Raw genomic sequence first — 19,334 nt, 5'->3', positions numbered from 1 at the left:
ATTTATAATTAGTCTACTCCAAAGAAAGCCTAGTCTATCAATCCTTACCCAACGGTGTCCTTGCCGCGGCCCAAAGATCAACGCGGCTCGCACCTGCTTTCAATGCCGCTTGTGCCAATGCATGCCCTGTTGATCCCGTGGTGATAACGTCATCAATGATAATCACATGGGCGGGAGGTGTCGTATCAAACACAAAGGCACCTGCCAAATTGGCCGCTCGTTGCTGGCGATTCAAGGTGCGTTGAGAAGGTGCATCGTTGACTCGCCTTGCAGGATGCAGAGGAATGTCAAGCTGTTGGCTTAGCCGCTGCGCTAACCAACTTGATTGGTTAAACCCTCGTTTGCGTGCACGTGCCGGGAACATGGGCACCGATAAAAAGGCATCCCCTAGGGCAGACGGCGGTGTTAGCAGCATGAGCTCGCTTAACAGTATTCCGGCTCTGGGCGAAGCATGAAACTTAAAGTCATGAATTAGATCTTTTATTCCGCCTTGATACACCAACCCCACTTGCGTAAAGGAAAATGCTGGCGGATCCATCAGGCAGTGCCCACACAAAGATGTGTTGTGTGCCATAGGTTCCCCGCACTGCTGACACGCGCGAGTATTCCAGGGGAGTTCCTGTAAACACGCGCCACACCACCCAACCCCCGCCAAGGCAGGCGCTAAGCAAAAACTACAATAGCCGGGCATAGCCTGCTTAATCCAATCACTGGTTTGCTGCAGCCACTGTCTGGGATACATGCCTTCTCCTGACCACTACCGAGAATAATAAGAAATCAATGATTGACTTCTTCCCCAATGTTGATAATATACGCCTCGTCTTCGCGGATGTGGTGGAATTGGTAGACACGCTAGATTTAGGTTCTAGTGCCGTAAGGTGTGGGAGTTCGAGTCTCCCCATCCGCACCAATTACTTGTCAGTTTTCAAGCAATTAGTTTCCCCCCCCTCTTAAATCATTCACTCTATAGTCTTTCTAGACATATTGTGGACGACTCTCTTGTCTGTATTCTATCGCTCTTTACTCCCTACTTTCATGCTTTAACTAAGCATTCTTGAATGCTCATCGTTATCTTAAAAATCCTGGCTACCACGCCAATACTGTTTAGTCACTGCTCGTAACCGTTCTAACGCCTCCAAGCTACCACCCCTACTATGTGGTATCTTCCGACTATCAGGCTCACAACAGACCCTTAGCTGACGAATAGCTGGTTTACACTAGGCTCTATCACGGTCAGTCACGGTTAACCTCCAAAATATTTCATAATGGTTACCGTTGCTGGCTGCCGCTTAGAATGGTTTACTTCATACTATTGTTACGCCTTAACGACCATGAGAAGGATCTCTACAAATGGAATGGCTCAACGATAATGCTCAAGCAATTTCAGCCATAGCGAGCATATGCACACTATTTGTGTGGATATTTTATGCCCAACTGCTTTACAACGGCTATGTACGTCAACGCCGCCCTCGCTTAATTATCAATCGCGGTAAAGGCATCGGCATGGAGGCTATCTGCTTAATCAGTAACATGAGCAGTGAAGCGATCTATGTCCAACACCTGGTAGCCGTCTTACATACCCAAAAACGCAGCTATTTACTCGACGTCGTGGAATACCAACAGAGTGGTAACGAACAGCAGGAAGCAAGCTATCGCACCCACCAAGGCCCGCTTGCTTCAGGTGAGTACCTGCATATTCAATCTTTTGGGGACATTGTCGATCAGATCAAAGAATATTGGCAGATAGAGGACGACGTGCTGAACGAACAGAATCTTCAGCTTGAAATACGCGTTATCGCCATTTACGGCTCGGAAGATATGCCAACCGGCGCCCTGCGAAGGTTCAATCTTGATATTAACGCGTCGCCCAACCAACAGCTTATTCCAACCAGCGTCGATACAGATCGGCTCAACAGCCGTCGTCAACGCAAACGGGCATTAGAATGGGCAAAAGAAATTGAGACCCACAAAGCACGTTAAGCTATGATCATTTAAGCTCATGATTATGGCTGACCTGTTGATCTTCGCTATAGCACTTTATTATTGAGACCTACTTTATTGAGACCTATGGATGCATAAAATAATCACTTTCTGCTGTCTCAGCATGATCGCCACGGTAGCAGTCAATGCTTACGCTCAAGAAGACGACAGTGACCTACCCGAGTGGGCAGAAGAGCAAATTGAGCCGTTTCGTGAACGCGTAGGTAACTGGGTAGATAACACATCGCGTCGTATCGATGGTTTCTTTGGTACTGACGACTATATGCAGGCTGAAAATGAGTCTTATCTTCGTCTTGGTCAAGAACTCGACTGGATGGAAGGTGAAGGGGTACATGCAGAAACCACACTTCGCTATCGCATTGACTTACCCACGTCAGAAGAGCGCCTGCGCTTAGTTATCGAAAGCGATCCTGAAGAGTCTCAAGGCACCCTCGAAGAACAAGGCTCCGGGCGACTGGCTAATGACCAGCGAGACCGCCGCTCATCAACATTAGGCCTGGATTGGCTTAAAAGCCGCGACAAGCGAGAAAACTGGAGTAATCGAATAGGCGCCGGTGTTCGCTTGCGTTTACCGTTAGACCCCTACGTTCGCTTGACCAGCGAACGCCTATGGCAACTTGGCGATAGCCCTTGGCAACTTGAGTCCAATAACCGTGTTTCCTGGTTCAACAATGACGGTTACTCCGCGCGTACGCGCTGGGATGTCGGTCGACCATTGAGTGAGCGACGCCACCTTCGGTTTATCACCAATGTTCAATGGCGCGAAGAAGAAGACACCCTGGAATATAGCGAAATTGCGGAAATCAATCACCGCATCAATGATCGCAGTGCGATACGCTACTCTGCCATTGCCCTCGGCGAGAGCGCCTCGAACCCCCGCATGACTAACTACTATCTACAAACGCGGTACCGCCGCGATATTCATAAAGGGATTCTATTCGCCGATGTGATTCCTGAATTACACTTCCAACGAGACGTTAGCTACGATCCGCGCTGGGCAATGACACTTCGATTGGAGATGTACTTTCAACGCGAAATTACCCGAGACTATTTTTAACTATTTTTAGTTATGCGGATTAATAATAGGCGCTAGCCTCGCTTAGCATTTAAGCGCATTGCGCAGGCAGCTCCACTGAGCTGCCTGCGCAATCTTGTCGATACAGACGGTTAGATAGCGACAACGCTTTAAAGACGCAAACCGCCATCACACTCGATAATTCGTCCAGTGAAGTAGTCATTCTCAAGGATAAACGCCACGCTTTGGGCAATATTCTCGGGTTCTCCCAGACGCTTCAACGGTACGCTCGATGAGATACGCTCTAGCATATCGGGACGCATAGACGCCGTCATTTCAGTATCAACAAAACCCGGCGCAACCGTCCCAGTTCGAATACCGTAGCGTGCCAATTCCTTCGCCCAGGTTACCGTCAGTGCATGCACACCCGCCTTTGCGGCCGCATAGTTACTTTGCCCTGGGTTACCCGCTCGGGAAATGCTCGATATATTGACGATCACTCCCTCCTGCTTAGCGGCAATCATTTGAGTCGCCGCCTCACGCCCGCATAAGAAAACGCCCGTCAAATTGACATTGATAACGTTTTGCCAAGCCTCTAAAGACATGCGTTTTTCTATTTGCCCATCGCTTGCTTTGATAAGCAACGCATCTTGGGTAATGCCGGCATTATTAATACAGCCACTGATTGTGCCCATACGCTTGGCTATATCGGCGAACGCGTCAGCGACAGAAGCCTCGTCGGCAACGTTAACCACAAACGCCTGAGCATCAATACCTTCAGAAGAAAGCGATGACACTGCTTGGTCAAGCGCTTCAGCACTCATATCGAGCAGTGCCATTCGTGCCCCTTGTTTACCCAAGTGCAATGCCATGGCATAACCTAACCCACGCGCCCCACCCGAGACTGCAATCACTTTTTCAGCAAGTACCATTGTTAGCTCCTAAATCAAAACACATCATTGTGCAATGCAGCATAGAAGAGGCAGTAACAAAAATCGAGTGATCCTATCCTCTCTCGCGAAGCGAGACAGCTGCTTGTTATTTTTATTTCTGCCACCATAGTAATCGATCAGAACAGTTATGGAGTTAGTCATGCCCATTCTTATCTTTATATCATTATTTACGTTACTTGATTTTGTTGTTCTTTTTTCGCTAGGCAGCGAGATCGGGCTACTTACCACCCTACTGCTTGTCCTCGGCACAGGCTTTATCGGGCTACATCTTATCCGCAAAGAAGGTGTCTCAACGTTTGCCCGCGCCCGCCAACGCATGCAGGCGGGGGAAATTCCGTCAACAGAACTATTAACCGGCGCGGCTCTTATTTTTGGCGGCGCGCTATTGATGGCGCCTGGTTTTTTGTCTGACGCGCTCGGCCTTGCGTGCCTGATCCCCAGCGCTCGGCAATTAATGTTCAAAGGATTGACGTGGCTTGGCCTGAAAAAGGTTGCCGCCCAGCAGCAAGGTCCCAACAACTCTTCTGCTGAACCTAACGAGTATCATCGCTCCCATTCATCGCAAGATGATGGTGCTATTGAGGGCGATTTCATTAGCCGCGACGAACCTTCACGCCGTCGTTAACAGTCGGTACTGAAGAAAACTGCTGAAAATGCAATTTTTTTATTAATCGCCCCTTGAAAGGCCACCCGCAGCCCCCATTTTTTAGCCAGCACACAAATTCGGTAGTTCTTGATAAGGGAGCTGCCATTAACAATGAAGACTTAAGGGTCTTCGCTTCTCGCGGGTTATTACCTCGAGAATGCTTTTTAGCTAACTGCCCTTTCGGGGCTTCAACCCTACTTAGGAGAACGTGAATGAATATCCGTCCTTTGCACGATCGTGTCATCGTCCGTCGCGTTGAAGAAGAGCAGAAAACCGCAGGCGGCATCGTGCTTCCGGGCAATGCACAAGAAAAGCCGACCCGTGGCGAAATCCTCGCCGTTGGTAATGGCCGCATTCTGGAAAATGGCGATGTCCGCCCGCTAGATGTAAAAGTAGGCGATAACGTGATCTTTAAAGATGGCTATGGCGTCGAGAAACAAAAAATCGACGGTGAAGAAGTCTTGATCATGAGCGAAGCCGATATTCTTGCGGTTATTGAAGGCTAATTATCGTTGCAGCTCCCTTTTTAATGGGCGCCTCGATTATTTATTTTCACGTTTTGCATTCAATTTAGGAAACAGCAGCTATGTCAGCTAAACAAGTTAAATTCTCAGATGATGCACGCAAACGCATGGCGCGTGGCGTTGACGTACTCGCTAACGCGGTAAAAGTTACACTGGGCCCGAAAGGCCGTAACGTTGTATTGGAAAAATCCTACGGCTCACCGACCGTTACTAAAGACGGCGTTTCCGTTGCCAAAGAAATCGAGCTTAAAGACAAGTTTGAGAACATGGGCGCGCAAATGGTGAAAGAAGTCGCTTCACAGACTTCTGACGCTGCGGGTGACGGTACTACCACGGCAACCGTTCTAGCCCAGGCGATTATCGCTGAAGGCTTGAAAGGCGTCACCGCGGGCATGAACCCGATGGATCTTAAGCGCGGTATCGACCAAGCCGTTGCTGCTGCTGTTAAAGAAATCAAAGCCATGTCTGTACCCTGCACCGACACCAAGTCGATTGCTCAGGTAGGCACGATTTCGGCTAACGGCGACAAGCGTATCGGCGAAATTATCGCTGAAGCGATGGAAAAAGTGGGCAAAGAAGGCGTCATCACCGTTGATGAAGGCCGCGGCTTTGAAGACGAGCTTGAAGTCGTTGAAGGTATGCAGTTTGACCGCGGTTACCTCTCGCCTTACTTCGTCACCAACCAGGACACCATGACGGTAGAATTGGAAGATCCTTACATCCTGTTAGTGGATAAAAAGATCTCCAACATCCGTGAACTGTTGCCGGTACTAGAAGCCGTTGCCAAACAGGGCAAACCGCTGGCGATCATCGCTGAAGACATCGAAGGCGAAGCGCTTGCCACGCTGGTTGTCAATAACATGCGCGGCATCGTGAAAGTAGCGGCAGCTAAAGCGCCTGGCTTCGGCGACCGTCGTAAGTCCATGCTGCAGGATATCGCTATCCTGACCAACGGTACGGTCATTTCTGAAGAAGTTGGCCTGACGCTTGAGCAAGCGAACCTGGATCACCTGGGTACCGCCAAGCGCATGACAATGTCTAAAGAAAACACCACCATCATCGATGGTGCTGGTGCAGAAGGCGACATCGAAGCACGCGTTAATCAAATCCGTGCGCAAATCGAAGATACCTCTTCTGACTACGACAAAGAGAAACTGCAAGAGCGCGTTGCCAAACTGGCAGGCGGTGTTGCCGTTATCCGCGTCGGTGCTGCTACCGAAGTGGAAATGAAGGAGAAGAAAGCTCGCGTTGAAGACGCCCTGCACTCTACTCGTGCGGCCGTTGAAGAAGGTGTTGTACCTGGTGGCGGTACCGCCCTGGTTCGTGTAATGGCGAAAGTACACGGCCTGACTGGCGACAACGAAGACCAGAACCACGGTATCAACATGGCGCTTCGCGCGATGCAATCACCGCTGCGCCAAATCGTTTCCAACGCTGGTGAAGAACCCGCTGTGGTCATTAACCGCGTAAAAGACGGTGAAGGTAACTTCGGCTACAACGCTCAAACCGGTGAGTATGGCGACCTGTTCGAAATGGGTGTTCTGGACCCGGCTAAAGTAACCCGTACTGCGCTGCAGTCTGCTGGTTCTGTCGCCGGCCTGATGATCACCACTGAGTGCATGATCGCAGAAGACCCGGAAGAGAAAGAAGCTGCCCCTGATATGGGTGGCATGGGCGGAATGGGTGGCATGGGCGGCATGATGTAATGCACCCCTGAGCCCTCTGCTCTTTTGATTGCTTAAAAGCAATTACCAACAACCCCGCTTCGTGCGGGGTTGTTGCGTTTTAGCAAGCCAGCTATTACAAGCCACTTATTAAGAGGCAACAGTCATCAAGCCTCTAACGTGCTACTATCAGCGCGATTTTTTTTGAGGCTATAAGGCGCATCAACGCATGTTGCAGCATATCCGTATCGTACTCGTTCAAACCTTTCACCCCGGTAATATCGGCGCAGCGGCAAGAGCGATGAAAACCATGGGCTTAACCGAGCTAGTGCTGGTTAACCCTCGCTCGTTTCCCGATGAAGAGGCTACGCGCCTTGCTGCTGGAGCCAGCGACGTGCTCGAAAACGCGCGCGTCGCGACATCGCTGGAAGAGGCGGTGAAGGACTGCGTTCAAGTCATCGGTGCCAGCGCGCGCTTGCGTAGCCTGCCGTTACCGCATTTTGACGAACCCGATGATATGGCGGCAAGCGTGATTGAGAACGCTCAGCAAGCACCGGTAGCACTAGTGTTTGGACGCGAACGGTCGGGGCTAACCAACGAGGAAATTCGCTGTTGCACGCATCAGGTTAGTATTCCTGCTAACCCTGATTATGGCATTTTAAACTTGTCGCAGGCCGTGCAAATTCTTGCTTATGAGGTTCATCGCGCCTGGCGCAAGCAGCCTGATAGCGGCTTTACCTATCAGCGCCCTCTCGATGCCACCCCACCCAGCCGAGAACAGTTTCAGCACTTCGAGGCGCACCTGGGACGATTAATGCAACAAAGCGGTTTCCTAACCCAGCCCCACGCCCGTACCGAAGAGCAGCTTCAAGCACTGTTCGCCCGCGCCCAACCAAGTCGTAAAGAGCTCTCGTTATTGCGCGGGCTACTCAGTGCGTTTGAACATCATCTGCCTGAATAGAGCAGGATGTCAGTCAAATAAAAAGGGACAACCGACGTTGTCCCTTTTTTAACTTTAACGTACTCAGTTTAAAGCATCATCGCTGCGAACCAACCGAATACCACTAGCGGAATATTGTAATGCAGGAACGTTGGGATGACGCTGTCGCGTATATGGTCATGCTGACCATCCACATTGAGGCCAGAGGTTGGCCCAAGCGTTGAGTCAGAGGCAGGTGAACCGGCGTCGCCCAGGGCAGCAGCCGTGCCTACCAGCACGACCGTCGCCATGGGAGAGAACCCGAACTGAACGGCCAGAGGTACAAAAATCGCGGCAATAATCGGGATTGTCGAGAAGGAAGAACCGATCCCCAGAGTAATAAATAAGCCCACCAGCAGCATGACCAGCGCCGCTACACCGCGGTTATCGCCAAAAATGTCAAACGCACCGGTTACCAGCGCATCAATATCCCCGGTTGCTTTCATTACTTCAGCAAAGCCCGCCGCCGAAATCATGATAAACCCGATCAGCGCCATCATTCGCATACCGCTGGTAAACAGATCATCGGCTTCACGCCATTTAAAGATCCCCCCCATGGACAGCAAACCAATCCCCACTAACCCCCCCAATATCATAGAGCCGCTATAAAGCTGCAGCCCCAACGCTGCAACGATCGCCACTGCTGACATGATTAGCCCCAGCTTATGGGGTTTAGCAGGAACGTTTATTTTTTCCATACTGGCATTTGCGATCACCGGGGCTTGGTAATGACGTGGTCGCCGATAGCTCCATAGCAGCGCTAACATCAGCCCTACCGCCATGCCGCCCACCGGTATCGCCATGGCCATCGGCACCATGGCACGAGTAATCTCCAACCCTAACGGTTCACCGGCGCTATTCAAATTTGCCAGCAAGATGTCATTTAGGAAGATCGCGCCAAAGCCCACGGGCAGCAGCATATAAGGCGCCGTTAACCCAAACGTCAACGCACAAGCCACTGCCCGGCGATCCAGCTGCAAACGGTTCATAACGTGCAACAGTGGCGGGATCAATACAGGGATAAACGCAATATGTACCGGAATAGCATTTTGTGAGGAGATCGCCACTAACAGTACCGCCGTTAGTAATAACATTTTGACCCGCGCTTGATGGGCAGCCGTGTTCTCTTTACCCAAAAGCGTTATCAAACGGTTAGCCAGCATATCGGGCAACCCGGAGCGTGAAATAGCCACGGCGAAAGCACCTAACGTGGCATAAGCCAATGCCACTTGTGCACCGCCGCCAACGCCGTCATTAAATGCATCCAGAGTTTGTTCGAGTGATAACCCACCTACTAAACCGCCGACTATAGCACCCACCACTAAAGCAAATACCACGGAGACACGCGCCAGCGATAGCGCCACCATTACCAGCACCGCAAGAATTACTGCATTCATGAAACGTCCTAGAGTTATTGAAGGTCATTAACGGCGAAGGTGGCGGATTTTAGCAGATTAATGATGTAAACCTAAGACTACGGTACGTATCTCATGGGTTGCTACTTTAGTCGCGACGCTATTGCTGCGCCGCATCATGCTGCCTACCATCCCCTCCTTTGCTTGATGTCTGCAATGACTACATTACAGTTTTCTTAGGAGCTCTCATGAGCATACTGGCGATTGTTATTTCCCTGCTTTTGTTAATGTTTCTTGCCTATCGCGGTATTTCAGTATTACTGCTTGCTCCACTCATGGCTGGGTTGGCGGTGCTGCTTTCTGGCGATGCAGCATTTTTACTACCGATTTACACCGATACGTTCATGAGTGCGCTAGGTAATTACGTTATCCAGTTCTTTCCTCTGTTTTTACTGGGTGCTCTTTTTGGTCAGCTAATGGCCGATTCAGGAGCGGCTCAATCCATTGCAAACGGTATCGTGAAAAAACTGGGGACGCATCATGTAGTACTGACGGTTGTCATGGTCTGTGCAGTGTTGACGTATGGCGGGGTGTCCTTATTTGTCGTCGCGTTTGCCATCTATCCGATCAGTCGCGAGTTATTCCGCAGTGCTGATGTACCCAAGCGACTCATTCCCGCCTCTATTGCACTGGGTTCCTTCACCTTCACAATGACCGCGCTACCCGGCACCCCGGCCATTCAAAACGCGATTCCTATTCCTTACTTTGCCACCAACAGTTTCGCCGCTCCTGGCTTGGGCATCATTGCCGGGATCATCATGCTCGGCTTAGGCACCTATTACTTACAATCGAGAGTTAAAAAAGCAGCCGCTAACGGTGAGGGTTACGGCCGGCATACCGAGCGTGAAGTGGATAGCAGCGACTCATCGTTGGGCGAAGCCCATATGCCTCTTGCGTTGGCGATCATCCCCTTGCTAATGGTGATTGGCCTGAATGCGCTGTTTACCTATGGCGTGTTTCCAGCCATGGATCTGAGTTTTATTAGCGCAGCGTTTGAAAACGTCTCACCGTCTGCGCAGAGCGGGCTGTGGGCTATATTGATTGCCTTGCTCAGCGCATCGGCGTGGCTAATCATTACGCGCTGGAAGCATTGGCAGAACTTGAAAGATAGCGTTAATAAAGGCTGTTTAGGATCACTCCTACCGATTTTCAATACCGCCTCTGAAGTAGGTTATGGGGCAGTTATCGCAAGCCTTGCGGGCTTTGCCATCATTCGTGATACGGTGCTGTCGGCCTCGCCGGGCAATCCATTAATCTCAGAAGCGATGGCCATGAGTGTGCTCGCGGGAATCACAGGCTCTTCGTCGGGAGGACTTTCGATCGCGCTGGGAACGTTGGGCAGTGAATACCTGGCCATGGCCGAACAAGCAGGCATCAATCCAGAATTGATGCACCGAGTAGCAACGCTGGCCGCAGGCGGTATGGATACACTCCCTCACTCCGGTGCTGTCATTACCCTATTGGCTATCTGTGGATTGACCCATCGTCAGTCTTACGCTCATGTCGCGATGGTGACTATTGCACTGCCGATTGTCGCCCTGATTAGTGTAATAACGTTAGGCACCGTGTTTGGTAGCTTCTAAAAGGACGCTGACTGCCGTGAGTAACATCATGGCGGCCGGCAAAACTGCCTTGCTAATCAGAGGGAGCCGTTTATGCTAATGACCAAAATCGAAAAAGGTTGCTAGCCGCATAGATGACGATTCCCTACCCCGAGCATATCGCCGTCGTCTCAACGACCTTTGTAACGGTGGTCATTGCGGTCATGCTTCACTATGAAGCGCTATGGCTGATATCGCGCCAAATAGATAAATCCCGCCGCCCGCACAGACAGCGTATTCTGGCAATGGTGTTTAGTGTCATCATGACCCATATAGCCGAAATCTGGCTGTTTGGAATTGCCGGATGGTGGTTAACGGCGACCCTCAAGATCGGCGCCTTACAAGGCTACGACAGCTTTAACCTATTAGATTATATCTTCTTCTCAGCGGCGACTTACACCACGGTGGGTTATGGTGACATATACGCCACAGGCCCGGTGCGCTTTTTGTATGGCACGCTAGCATTGACGGGCTTTGTGTTAATCACATGGTCAGCATCGTTTACGTTTATTGAGATGCAAAAACATTGGCGGGGTGACAGATAGTCGATGCCGTTAATCGTTCAAAGGACTCAGCATGTTTGAAGTGGTTATTTTATCGATTGCGTTTCTCTTCGGCATCGCGGCGCGACTGCTGAGCCTTCCGCCCCTGGTTGGTTTCTTAGCGGCTGGCTTTACGCTCAACGCGTTTGGTCCCAGTATTGGCCTGCCGAGTGACGCAGGCCCCCTGCTGGAGCACCTTGCTCATCTCGGGGTACTGTTACTCCTGTTTACGATTGGTTTAAAACTCAATATACGCAGCTTGGCAGAACCCGTGGTCCTGGGCAGTGCTGTTATCCACCTGCTCCTCACCAGCCTACTATTCACCGCAGGCTTGGTTATTTTCCTCTCGCTGGCGCTTGATACAGCAATATTACTGGCCATTGCGCTGTCTTTCTCGAGTACGGTACTCGCCGCAAAAGTACTTGAGAGCAAGAGGGAGCTACGCGCCCTGCATGGTCGCATAGCGATCGGTATTTTAATCATTCAGGATCTTGTGGCGTTAGCGGTGCTAAGCGTCTACGGCGGTCATTCACCCAGCCCTTGGGCGCTAGCGGTTTTCTTGCTGCCGCTAGCACGGCCATTGCTTTACTGGCTGATGAACGCCGCACAGCATGATGAATTGCTTGTTTTACTAGGTGCTGTCCTGGCCATTGCGGTAGGCGGCATGGGGTTCGAAGCGGTAGGTCTAAGCTCAGAGGTAGGTGCTTTGGTCATGGGGCTTTTACTTGCCAAGCACCCTCGCGCTCAAGAGCTTTCCAAGGCCTTATGGGGCCTTAAAGAAGTATTACTCATCAGCTTCTTTCTCCAGATTGGCATGGCCGGTTTACCCGACAAGCAAGCGCTCCTGTTTGCTGGCGTGATGGCGATTCTACTGCCGCTAAAAGGAGTACTTTTCTTTGCGCTGCTGATTGCCTTTCGCATAAGAGCGCGTAACGCCTTCCTGGGTGGCTTGAGCCTAACCGCTTATAGTGAGTTTGGCCTTATCGTTGCCGCGAGTATTCTTCAGGAGTGGGTGGTGCCACTTGCGATTACCGTGGCGCTCTCGTTTGTTATCGCCGCCCCGCTTAACCGGATTGCTCATCGGTTGTTTGATCGCTGGGAAAATACTCTGCTTCGTTGTGAGCGCCAGTCACGTCATCCAGACGAACAGCCGGTAGAACTGGGAAGCGCAACCATGTTGGTATTGGGTATGGGGCGAACCGGCTACGCCGCCTACGATTTTTTTAACAACAAGGGCTTGTCTACCGTGGGGATTGATTCAGATCCCAACAAAGTCGACGGACAACGCCATGTTTTTTATGGTGATATCGAAGATGTAGGGTTCTGGCATCAGCTCAATATTGCCAACATTAATGCGGTGACGCTTGCTACCCCGGAGCTTGAAAGCAAGCTCATTGCGACCCGAGAATTACGCAAAGCGGGCTTCAAGGGGCATATCATTGCAGGCATCCATTTTCAGGATGAAGCCGCGCCACTACAATCAGCCGGGGTAGACCAAACGTATCTATTAATGACCGGCGCGGGTATCGGTATTGCTGAGAAAACCTGGGAGAGCCTGCAAGGCTCCCCGCGCTAAGTACCCGAATAATGGTAGATAAAAGCTTTCTGAAAACAATTTAGCCTTGGCTAACAATGATGCTTAAAAATAGGCTACCATCTCATGGTTATTTCATTCTCTTCGATATAATTTACCTATGACTGACGCTAACTCAAATGCATCCCTGCCTCAGGCCAACATTCCTGGCGATGCTCTACCGCCTGTGAAGCAGCATGCTCAGCAGTACGCCACGGTGCGTAACGCCCATGAAACCGAGCTTATTGAAGATTACGTCGAACTCATTGGCGACTTGATAACGCATCGAGGCGAGGCACGAGCGGCCGATATCGCGAGTCGAATGGCGGTCAGCCAAGCGACCGTCTCTAAAATGATTCGCCGTTTAAATGAGCTTGAGTTAGTGACCAGTAAGCCATACCGCTCCCTGTTTTTAACGGAAGCGGGCCAAAAAATGGCCGAAACCTCTCGAGCACGCCATGATATCGTCCTGCATTTTTTACGCGCGCTCGGCGTGCAAGATGCCACTGCGCGAATCGATGCCGAAGGCATGGAGCACCACGTTAGCGATGAAACGCTCGCTATCATGCAGCGCTTTACAGAACAGCAGCAGTAACAGCGACTTAGTAATAGTCGAAAAAGCCTAATGAAAACGAGCAGTGACCACTCGGGCGTCACTCGAATCCTGAGCAAGTGTTGTTATTAATGTCCTGATACCCGAGCAGGCATCCCCACTCGACCAATGCCTGGTAGTTTCAAGGCGGGCCGCATAACGTCAACACCCATACTTAACCCCAGTAAATTAACCTCAATCCCCTCCTCCAGTGCCAGCATAATACCCACCACGCCCCCCAAAGAGAGCTGATAGCCGGTGCCACTGGGTGTAGGTGCCATTACGCCGTTAAAGAGATAATCTTTGCCGATCGCGGTTACCGGCAGCGCTACGTCCAAATCGGGCACGGCGCGAACGACCCAGGCAATAAAACTATTGCTATTAGGACCAGGCCATACTCGATAAAGGTCAGCGTGCGGATAATCAGCGACAGCCGACTCAATCTGCGGAATCAACGTTTCGGCAACATCACCGCGATAATCCGCCAGCAACGTAGGAGGATTACCAAACCAGGCTCGATCGGGAGTGTCGATGGACGATATCACCGTGGGACGACGCCAGCTTAACACCTGATGCAGTCGGTAACTGTTGGCGTTTTCCGCCTTTGTCGCGATCCATATATGTTCACCAAAGGCACCGCGCCAGCTGTAGGCTCTGGCGGAATAGACCTGGACAACAGCTTCTGAACTGTCGGTTGGATCGGGGGCGATACCCGCCGAGGATCGATCAAGCGACGACCAATGCCCATCAATGACGACCTGATTACTTGCCAATATCCATACCGGGCCTGCTAATAGCAATGCCAAAAGCGCCACACTGCCGAGCAACCATCGCAATAACATTTTCATTGTTTGATCCGAAGCTATGAGATAACAGTTAGTAACTCGATAGCTCGCTAGATGCAATCGCATATAGGGCTTTGGGGCTGCTCGTGACCGCCCCTCATGTCAACGCCACATACTCTTTTAAGGGATGGAAACAAGAGAAACACTTTCTATTCGGTTTCGCCCGTTACGATTGGCATTCAACAGTAAATGGTCGGCCCGGTTGATGACATCATCAATAGAATGATCATGTCGCTCACGCATAGTAATACCAACGCTGATAGACAAATTGGCGCTTTTAAGCGTGCTGCGTAGCCGCTCGGCAATCGAGCGAACGCCTTGAATATCTGTTTCGGGTGCTAGAATAATAAATTCGTCGCCACCATAGCGCCCGACCAGATCACACTCGCGAACCGCCGACCGTATGGCATGCGCAACTGTTTTCAACGCTTGGTCACCTGCCATATGGCCCTGCTCATCGTTGATTGACTTGAAATGGTCAATATCAAGCATTAGCAGACCGAGCGAAAGGCCGTAACGGCCGACCCGATTGAACTCAATAGTAGCCATTTCGAGGAGATGACGGCGATTATAGACGTCAGTCAGCCAATCATGCGTCGCTAGATAACTTAACCGATGATTAATGGCTACCAACTCATCAGTCCTCTCCTTCACTCGGCGCTCCACTTCTTGTTCAGAATAAAGAATTGGCTGCGTACCGCTATCAAAGCCAGAACTCGGCACAACACAGAGCAAATGCGTGGTGATTCCTTGATGCTTCGTAATGGGGATTAGAATAACCGGATAATTATTTAGCTGGCTAACCCCATTAATATAACTATCTGACAATTTAAACCGAACAGGAGCACCTTCGGCTACACAGCGTGCGCTATTTTTAATTACCTCTGCCTTTAACGAGGCTGGAAATATATCGACAAAGTCATCACCTAAGCCAATCGGCTTACGGTGCAAAGTAGTTTGCTGAGACGAATTGATTGCTTCAATAATAAAATTATTTGGCTCCTCAACATTAACGACTACCATTTGAGCAGGAAAGAAATCCCAAAGAGCGTGCAGTATTGAGTCGGTATCGTCATTAAAATAACGTCTGAACTCTGGGTTATGTTCTATTGGCATGACCATAGGCATGCTCTCCTCACTGATTGTCCTGAACATAAGGCATCACTATCTATTAAGATATAACGCATTGTTCAGAAAGACCGATACCCCACTGTTCAAGACACTCTTGTAGTACGCGTCGCTCACTATTTTTCTGAGCTACAAAGGAGGTCAAAGAGCGGTGTAAATCCGGTATCGCATTAGTATTCAACATCCTGTCAAAAACACCGCACGTTGCTTCAGCGGCTTCTTCAGCCCTGACCAGAATCTGTCTCCCCATGTGTTCATCCACCACAAAAAAATGCCGGCTGTTATTGTAGTAAGATGGCACTTCCTTTAGCGGGCTAACATTGATGGCTAAACTAATTCCCATACGCCCAGCTATTTCTTGTAAATGACAGAGCCTTTGCTCGCACTCCGTCGCCATCGTACTCATCAAACCACTAATAGAGGTATCAAACGTTAGAAAGCTAAGCGCCATGGCACGATACCGACTTAGCTCCAGCGATTCTTGCAAGTAGGCTACGTTTAGCTGATCTTCAGATAGCGTACTAAATGTGGTGACGTTAACCATGGGGAAATCCCTCTAGCAAACTAAAGCACCCTTCGAGCGCAGGTGGTTTTTAACGAGGTTATCCTAGAGCGATACCAAACTTATTTACTATGACCTATGTTAGCGTATCTGTGGGTAGTAAAAAATTAACTGACATTAAAACCGTAACATTCTGTTTTTTTAGTTATATTTTATCTTGACATAGCATTAACTAAAAAAACATACCTGCACTCAAAAATAAGTATTAAAAAGCAAATAAGTAGTTATTTTATAAAGAGCAAGCAACGTAAAAAACCGAAAATACCGAATAAGCCAAGCGTTTGAAATAAACATGACAGAAGCAGGCAAGGCATGACGATTGGAAGCAAGCCAAGGGGGCGGCACGGGCACATCATACTGCCATAGCCACCCCATTTGCTTAGTTAGGCGTCAAGGGCGTTGTAATAGATGCAAACATTAGATTTGAAACGGCATACGAAAATCGAGCGTAAAGTCTGGCGCATCATCGGTCATCCCAATACCGACACTCGTAACAATCGACGTGGTGTCTGACAGGCCATAGGTAGCACCAAAATTAACCGAGGCGGCGTTAGCGCTACTTCCGATTACCGATTGCTCAGCACCGCCATCAGCGGTGACCTTCGTTTCAAAGGCGTGCTGATGGGTAAACGACAGGGATAAGCTGAATCGTTCGTTCAAAGCAAAGGCCGTCCCAAACCCCAGCCGGATACTGTCGCCAAGATTCACGTTGCCTGGCACCACCTGATCATTGGAGCTGATATCATCAAAGCTCTGCTCAATATTATAGGTGTAGCCAATATTGGCGAAGATGATCGCCGGATCCACGGTCTTAAGCACAGAAAAGCCGGTACTGACGCCCCACACACCATTGCCCGTAGGAAGCGTGTTTGGCACCGATAAATTTTCGGTTTCTCCCTCCCCGGCATCGACAATTCTGGTGTTCGTTCTAATATCGTATGGATGTTTACCAGTGGGAGCCCGAACGGAAAAATTCCAGACCACATCGGGCCTCGCCTCAGTCTCGGGTAATAGGCGATAATAAAGCCCAGCGCTGACATCCCCAAGATCTCCCTGGCTAACCGTCTCTTCAACTAACCCGCCCGTTGATCCCCCGGCGCCTATCGTCTCGTAGTGGCTGCTACGGTAAACATAGGGAATCAGCAGTTCTACTTCCAAACGATCAGTGACTCCATAACGGGTACTCAGATTAAACGTAGTGGTGTGACTTTCTATAGTATCGACGTTTATATTACCCAAGAAGATCGCATCAAGAGCCAGAAAGCCACTCAGCGCCAGATCGCTTCGATCAGAGTAGGAGTAACTGATGCCTGGTTCGATGGTCAACCGGTCCGAGAACAAGGCATGCTCTTCACGCAAGACGTTTTGCACGCTCTGGCTAGGCTGTGCTTTTCGCACCACCTCTTCAGTCGCCTCTTGTGCGATTGCCGCTGGCGAAACACCCGCGGCGGCGAGAACGCATAGTGTGAGCAAAAATTGATAGCCGCCTGACTGCGTCAGGTTTATCGATTTATTATCCAGCATCGTTGACTCCCTTGAATATGAGCTCGGTAAGAGCATGTTACCTTCACTTTTCCACTCGCGAAGTAAGGCAGACTTCTTGATACCCTCCGAGGCACTGTCAAGCAATAGTATTGATAATATAAACGTGAGAAAGGCCGATAATGATCGACCCGTGATGGATTAAGCAGGCTTACATACTACGTCACTATCAGTACTCCAATGAGCGAACCGATTTAAGCAAGTGTTTAAACTCATTATTAACGACGTTACCCGCTCCATTTCCAAGCTGTATATTCAGACGTGTCAGGTTGCTGACTTGCTGATGGTCACTGATCAGCTGAATAGATTGATGCAGCCCCTGGTTAGCACGTACTTCTTGATTTACAACTCCCATACCGGGCACTGAGAGGGTCATCCCCACCCCACTGGCAGAGCTGATAATCTCTACCTGAGCACCGCCGAGGGTGTTTTCCGTCAGTTTGTTGTTAGCGGGCGGAATTGGGCTTTTGACGTTCTCAGCTCCTACATCAATCCAGAAAGCGTTATTGGCTCGGTTGAAGTCCCCCCCCGCTTGCACCAGTTGTACTACGCCGCCTGCATTAGCGCTGCCAGCATCCAGCACTGGGGAAACGTTACCCATCGCCTGCTGGTAAGCGGCATACTCAGCCGGTGTCGTCGCGGTAATATGAGTAGAAAACCGGGATGAGGGCTGCGCCCCACTCAGATCAATACCTAAATCGGCGCGCGCTAGAATGTCCTCACCTGCTGACGTTTGCCAACGCGTAGACATTTCAACGCCAAAAAACAGCACTTCTCGACTATTAACCGCTTTGCCACGCAGTTGAGAAAGTTCATGGTCCCCTAATTGCCGGCCATGCTGAAAAGTGGGATTGCTGAAATCGGTCGCCAAGGTTTCCGCCTGTGCCAGTGTCGTCATCAAGATCATGACGGAGAGGCTCATCAGCGATAGAGACGCAGGATTTAGCCGACGCTGCTTACTTTCATGCCCGCTCATGCGATTGACGACTCCTTATGGCGATAAACGGTCAGAACACCTCGGCGTGACGAAACCCGAAATCTAATAGTTGTTGCTTAGGCACTGGAGAGAAGACATCGGTCAGGCGACGTGCTGTTAACGGCTGCGTTGGATTAAGCAGTACTGTGTGCGTATCGAAATTTTCACCGATGACGGCAAAAATGATGTTGTTCCAGGCAGCCATAAAATCGGAACGCGGCATGATGGTGTTACCCAGTGATGGATCGCCGATATAGACCCGATCCCCCACGACCTTTTTCATCACGACGAAGTGCTGGTAGCCAGCCAGGTCGAGTAACACGATGACGGGAATCGATACGGCATCCAGGGCGTCTTCCTCAATTTCGTACCCCCTGGCCCGCATACCAATAGATTCCACATAGTTACGTAAATCGAGTAGCGAAAATCCCATCCGCTGCGCCACGTCAGCGTCACTAACCGCAAACATTCCTTCCAGAACTTCTACCTCGCTCAAGCTTGTCCAGCCATAGGCATAACGAAGAATAGTTGCCAGAGAGGCCGCGCCACAGGAAAAGTCTGTTTCCTGTGCAATAAGGTTCTCAAAGCGATGCTCACGGATAGACTGCACTTCTTTGGTTACCAACGTGCCTGGTACTGCATTACCCAGCCTGATCGGCGCGGCATCCACTCGATTGGCTGACAGCGTGATACCAGCTAGCAAAGCTATGCCAAGTAGCGATATCGCAAAACTTTTCATTCCTAGACACCTGCAAAGCATGCGGATTGGAAAACCC

19 protein-coding genes, 1 tRNA gene and 1 pseudogene are annotated in these 19,334 nt (G+C 50.3%); 11 read left to right on the top strand and 10 right to left on the bottom strand.

Translation table 11 applies throughout. From position 1 onward, the window contains the following. Nucleotides 1–37 precede the first annotated feature (37 nt). Both ACFFLD_RS11480 and ACFFLD_RS11475 read right to left on the bottom strand, forming a co-directional pair. Entirely contained in the window at nucleotides 38–415 is a 378-nt protein-coding gene (locus ACFFLD_RS11480) for a ComF family protein (protein ID WP_386040453.1), read from the bottom strand. A 135-nt stretch (nucleotides 416–550) separates the two neighbouring features. Further along, a pseudogene (locus tag ACFFLD_RS11475) lies at nucleotides 551–691 on the bottom strand (double zinc ribbon domain-containing protein); the annotation flags it as partial. 134 nt (nucleotides 692–825) lie between these two features. Here ACFFLD_RS11475 and ACFFLD_RS11470 point away from each other — a divergent pair. From ACFFLD_RS11470 to ACFFLD_RS11460, 3 genes are all read left to right on the top strand, one after another. Continuing rightward, a tRNA-Leu gene (locus ACFFLD_RS11470) sits at nucleotides 826–910 on the top strand. A gap of 440 nt (nucleotides 911–1,350) precedes the next feature. Next, a complete protein-coding gene (locus ACFFLD_RS11465) occupies nucleotides 1,351–1,980 on the top strand; it encodes a hypothetical protein (protein WP_386040256.1) in 630 nt (209 codons plus the stop codon). A 91-nt stretch (nucleotides 1,981–2,071) separates the two neighbouring features. After that, nucleotides 2,072–3,058 (top strand): hypothetical protein, encoded by a 987-nt coding sequence (locus tag ACFFLD_RS11460; protein ID WP_386040254.1) that lies wholly within the window; start codon nucleotides 2,072–2,074, stop codon nucleotides 3,056–3,058. 128 nt (nucleotides 3,059–3,186) lie between these two features. Here the strand turns inward: ACFFLD_RS11460 and ACFFLD_RS11455 are convergent, their stop codons facing one another. Next, complete coding sequence (locus ACFFLD_RS11455) at nucleotides 3,187–3,948, bottom strand: SDR family oxidoreductase (RefSeq protein ID WP_386040252.1); 762 nt, start codon at nucleotides 3,946–3,948, stop codon at nucleotides 3,187–3,189. A 160-nt stretch (nucleotides 3,949–4,108) separates the two neighbouring features. Between ACFFLD_RS11455 and ACFFLD_RS11450 the strand changes: the two genes are divergently transcribed. The 4 genes from ACFFLD_RS11450 (at nucleotide 4,109) to ACFFLD_RS11435 (ending at nucleotide 7,764) form a co-directional block, all read left to right on the top strand. Then, nucleotides 4,109–4,594: an FxsA family protein gene (locus ACFFLD_RS11450; RefSeq protein ID WP_386040250.1), complete on the top strand. Its 486-nt coding sequence runs from the start codon at nucleotides 4,109–4,111 to the stop codon at nucleotides 4,592–4,594. A 233-nt stretch (nucleotides 4,595–4,827) separates the two neighbouring features. Next, nucleotides 4,828–5,121, top strand: a complete 294-nt coding sequence (locus tag ACFFLD_RS11445; protein ID WP_386040248.1) for a co-chaperone GroES — start codon at nucleotides 4,828–4,830, stop codon at nucleotides 5,119–5,121. Between the two features lie 80 nt (nucleotides 5,122–5,201). Continuing rightward, complete coding sequence (gene groL / locus ACFFLD_RS11440; RefSeq protein ID WP_386040246.1) at nucleotides 5,202–6,845, top strand: chaperonin GroEL; 1,644 nt, start codon at nucleotides 5,202–5,204, stop codon at nucleotides 6,843–6,845. A gap of 187 nt (nucleotides 6,846–7,032) precedes the next feature. Then, nucleotides 7,033–7,764, top strand: coding sequence for an RNA methyltransferase (locus tag ACFFLD_RS11435; protein ID WP_386040244.1), 732 nt, complete (start codon nucleotides 7,033–7,035; stop codon nucleotides 7,762–7,764). Between the two features lie 68 nt (nucleotides 7,765–7,832). Here ACFFLD_RS11435 and ACFFLD_RS11430 read toward each other — a convergent pair whose 3' ends face one another. Further along, nucleotides 7,833–9,179, bottom strand: a complete 1,347-nt coding sequence (locus ACFFLD_RS11430; RefSeq protein WP_386040242.1) for a Na+/H+ antiporter family protein — start codon at nucleotides 9,177–9,179, stop codon at nucleotides 7,833–7,835. A gap of 206 nt (nucleotides 9,180–9,385) precedes the next feature. On the opposite strand from ACFFLD_RS11430, the gene ACFFLD_RS11425 reads away from it, so the two are divergent. The 4 genes from ACFFLD_RS11425 (at nucleotide 9,386) to mntR (ending at nucleotide 13,508) form a co-directional block, all read left to right on the top strand. Further along, nucleotides 9,386–10,780, top strand: coding sequence for a GntP family permease (locus ACFFLD_RS11425; RefSeq protein WP_386040240.1), 1,395 nt, complete (start codon nucleotides 9,386–9,388; stop codon nucleotides 10,778–10,780). A gap of 113 nt (nucleotides 10,781–10,893) precedes the next feature. Beyond that, nucleotides 10,894–11,343 carry an ion channel gene (locus ACFFLD_RS11420; protein WP_386040238.1) on the top strand — a complete coding sequence of 150 codons (450 nt, stop codon included), beginning with the start codon at nucleotides 10,894–10,896 and terminating at the stop codon, nucleotides 11,341–11,343. A 31-nt stretch (nucleotides 11,344–11,374) separates the two neighbouring features. Continuing rightward, complete coding sequence (locus tag ACFFLD_RS11415; protein WP_386040236.1) at nucleotides 11,375–12,916, top strand: cation:proton antiporter domain-containing protein; 1,542 nt, start codon at nucleotides 11,375–11,377, stop codon at nucleotides 12,914–12,916. Between the two features lie 118 nt (nucleotides 12,917–13,034). Beyond that, nucleotides 13,035–13,508 carry a manganese-binding transcriptional regulator MntR gene (gene mntR / locus ACFFLD_RS11410; RefSeq protein WP_386040234.1) on the top strand — a complete coding sequence of 158 codons (474 nt, stop codon included), beginning with the start codon at nucleotides 13,035–13,037 and terminating at the stop codon, nucleotides 13,506–13,508. An 86-nt stretch (nucleotides 13,509–13,594) separates the two neighbouring features. Here mntR and ACFFLD_RS11405 read toward each other — a convergent pair whose 3' ends face one another. From ACFFLD_RS11405 to ACFFLD_RS11380, 6 genes are all read right to left on the bottom strand, one after another. Next, nucleotides 13,595–14,353 carry a DUF3750 domain-containing protein gene (locus tag ACFFLD_RS11405; protein WP_386040232.1) on the bottom strand — a complete coding sequence of 253 codons (759 nt, stop codon included), beginning with the start codon at nucleotides 14,351–14,353 and terminating at the stop codon, nucleotides 13,595–13,597. A 117-nt stretch (nucleotides 14,354–14,470) separates the two neighbouring features. Continuing rightward, nucleotides 14,471–15,478 carry a GGDEF domain-containing protein gene (locus ACFFLD_RS11400; protein ID WP_386040230.1) on the bottom strand — a complete coding sequence of 336 codons (1,008 nt, stop codon included), beginning with the start codon at nucleotides 15,476–15,478 and terminating at the stop codon, nucleotides 14,471–14,473. A gap of 43 nt (nucleotides 15,479–15,521) precedes the next feature. Then, nucleotides 15,522–16,022 carry a hypothetical protein gene (locus tag ACFFLD_RS11395; RefSeq protein WP_386040228.1) on the bottom strand — a complete coding sequence of 167 codons (501 nt, stop codon included), beginning with the start codon at nucleotides 16,020–16,022 and terminating at the stop codon, nucleotides 15,522–15,524. Nucleotides 16,023–16,457: 435 nt separating this feature from the next. After that, nucleotides 16,458–17,564 (bottom strand): hypothetical protein, encoded by a 1,107-nt coding sequence (locus ACFFLD_RS11390; protein WP_386040226.1) that lies wholly within the window; start codon nucleotides 17,562–17,564, stop codon nucleotides 16,458–16,460. A 187-nt stretch (nucleotides 17,565–17,751) separates the two neighbouring features. Then, on the bottom strand, nucleotides 17,752–18,558 hold the full coding sequence (locus ACFFLD_RS11385; RefSeq protein WP_386040224.1) for a hypothetical protein: 807 nt from the start codon (nucleotides 18,556–18,558) through the stop codon (nucleotides 17,752–17,754). A 31-nt stretch (nucleotides 18,559–18,589) separates the two neighbouring features. Then, nucleotides 18,590–19,297 carry a C39 family peptidase gene (locus ACFFLD_RS11380; RefSeq protein WP_386040222.1) on the bottom strand — a complete coding sequence of 236 codons (708 nt, stop codon included), beginning with the start codon at nucleotides 19,295–19,297 and terminating at the stop codon, nucleotides 18,590–18,592. Nucleotides 19,298–19,334: the final 37 nt, after the last annotated feature.

It is taken from the genome of Vreelandella sulfidaeris (assembly GCF_042429665.1).
In the GTDB taxonomy this organism is placed as follows: domain Bacteria; phylum Pseudomonadota; class Gammaproteobacteria; order Pseudomonadales; family Halomonadaceae; genus Vreelandella.
Note: the sequence above shows the minus strand (reverse complement) of the source record. Positions and strands in the feature narration are given on the sequence as shown.

Coding starts and splice junctions, on each gene's coding strand:
- ACFFLD_RS11445 (WP_386040248.1), top strand. CDS start 4,828: ATGAATATCCGTCCTTTGCACGATCGTGTCATCGTCCGTCGCGTTGAA.
- ACFFLD_RS11395 (WP_386040228.1), bottom strand. CDS start 16,022: ATGGTTAACGTCACCACATTTAGTACGCTATCTGAAGATCAGCTAAAC.
- ACFFLD_RS11415 (WP_386040236.1), top strand. CDS start 11,375: ATGTTTGAAGTGGTTATTTTATCGATTGCGTTTCTCTTCGGCATCGCG.
- ACFFLD_RS11380 (WP_386040222.1), bottom strand. CDS start 19,297: ATGAAAAGTTTTGCGATATCGCTACTTGGCATAGCTTTGCTAGCTGGT.
- ACFFLD_RS11405 (WP_386040232.1), bottom strand. CDS start 14,353: ATGAAAATGTTATTGCGATGGTTGCTCGGCAGTGTGGCGCTTTTGGCA.
- ACFFLD_RS11400 (WP_386040230.1), bottom strand. CDS start 15,478: ATGCCTATGGTCATGCCAATAGAACATAACCCAGAGTTCAGACGTTAT.
- ACFFLD_RS11430 (WP_386040242.1), bottom strand. CDS start 9,179: ATGAATGCAGTAATTCTTGCGGTGCTGGTAATGGTGGCGCTATCGCTG.
- ACFFLD_RS11480 (WP_386040453.1), bottom strand. CDS start 415: ATGCTGCTAACACCGCCGTCTGCCCTAGGGGATGCCTTTTTATCGGTG.
- ACFFLD_RS11465 (WP_386040256.1), top strand. CDS start 1,351: ATGGAATGGCTCAACGATAATGCTCAAGCAATTTCAGCCATAGCGAGC.
- ACFFLD_RS11450 (WP_386040250.1), top strand. CDS start 4,109: ATGCCCATTCTTATCTTTATATCATTATTTACGTTACTTGATTTTGTT.
- ACFFLD_RS11425 (WP_386040240.1), top strand. CDS start 9,386: ATGAGCATACTGGCGATTGTTATTTCCCTGCTTTTGTTAATGTTTCTT.
- ACFFLD_RS11460 (WP_386040254.1), top strand. CDS start 2,072: ATGCATAAAATAATCACTTTCTGCTGTCTCAGCATGATCGCCACGGTA.
- ACFFLD_RS11435 (WP_386040244.1), top strand. CDS start 7,033: ATGTTGCAGCATATCCGTATCGTACTCGTTCAAACCTTTCACCCCGGT.
- ACFFLD_RS11385 (WP_386040224.1), bottom strand. CDS start 18,558: ATGAGCGGGCATGAAAGTAAGCAGCGTCGGCTAAATCCTGCGTCTCTA.
- ACFFLD_RS11420 (WP_386040238.1), top strand. CDS start 10,894: ATGACGATTCCCTACCCCGAGCATATCGCCGTCGTCTCAACGACCTTT.
- ACFFLD_RS11455 (WP_386040252.1), bottom strand. CDS start 3,948: ATGGTACTTGCTGAAAAAGTGATTGCAGTCTCGGGTGGGGCGCGTGGG.
- mntR (WP_386040234.1), top strand. CDS start 13,035: ATGACTGACGCTAACTCAAATGCATCCCTGCCTCAGGCCAACATTCCT.
- groL (WP_386040246.1), top strand. CDS start 5,202: ATGTCAGCTAAACAAGTTAAATTCTCAGATGATGCACGCAAACGCATG.
- ACFFLD_RS11390 (WP_386040226.1), bottom strand. CDS start 17,564: ATGCTGGATAATAAATCGATAAACCTGACGCAGTCAGGCGGCTATCAA.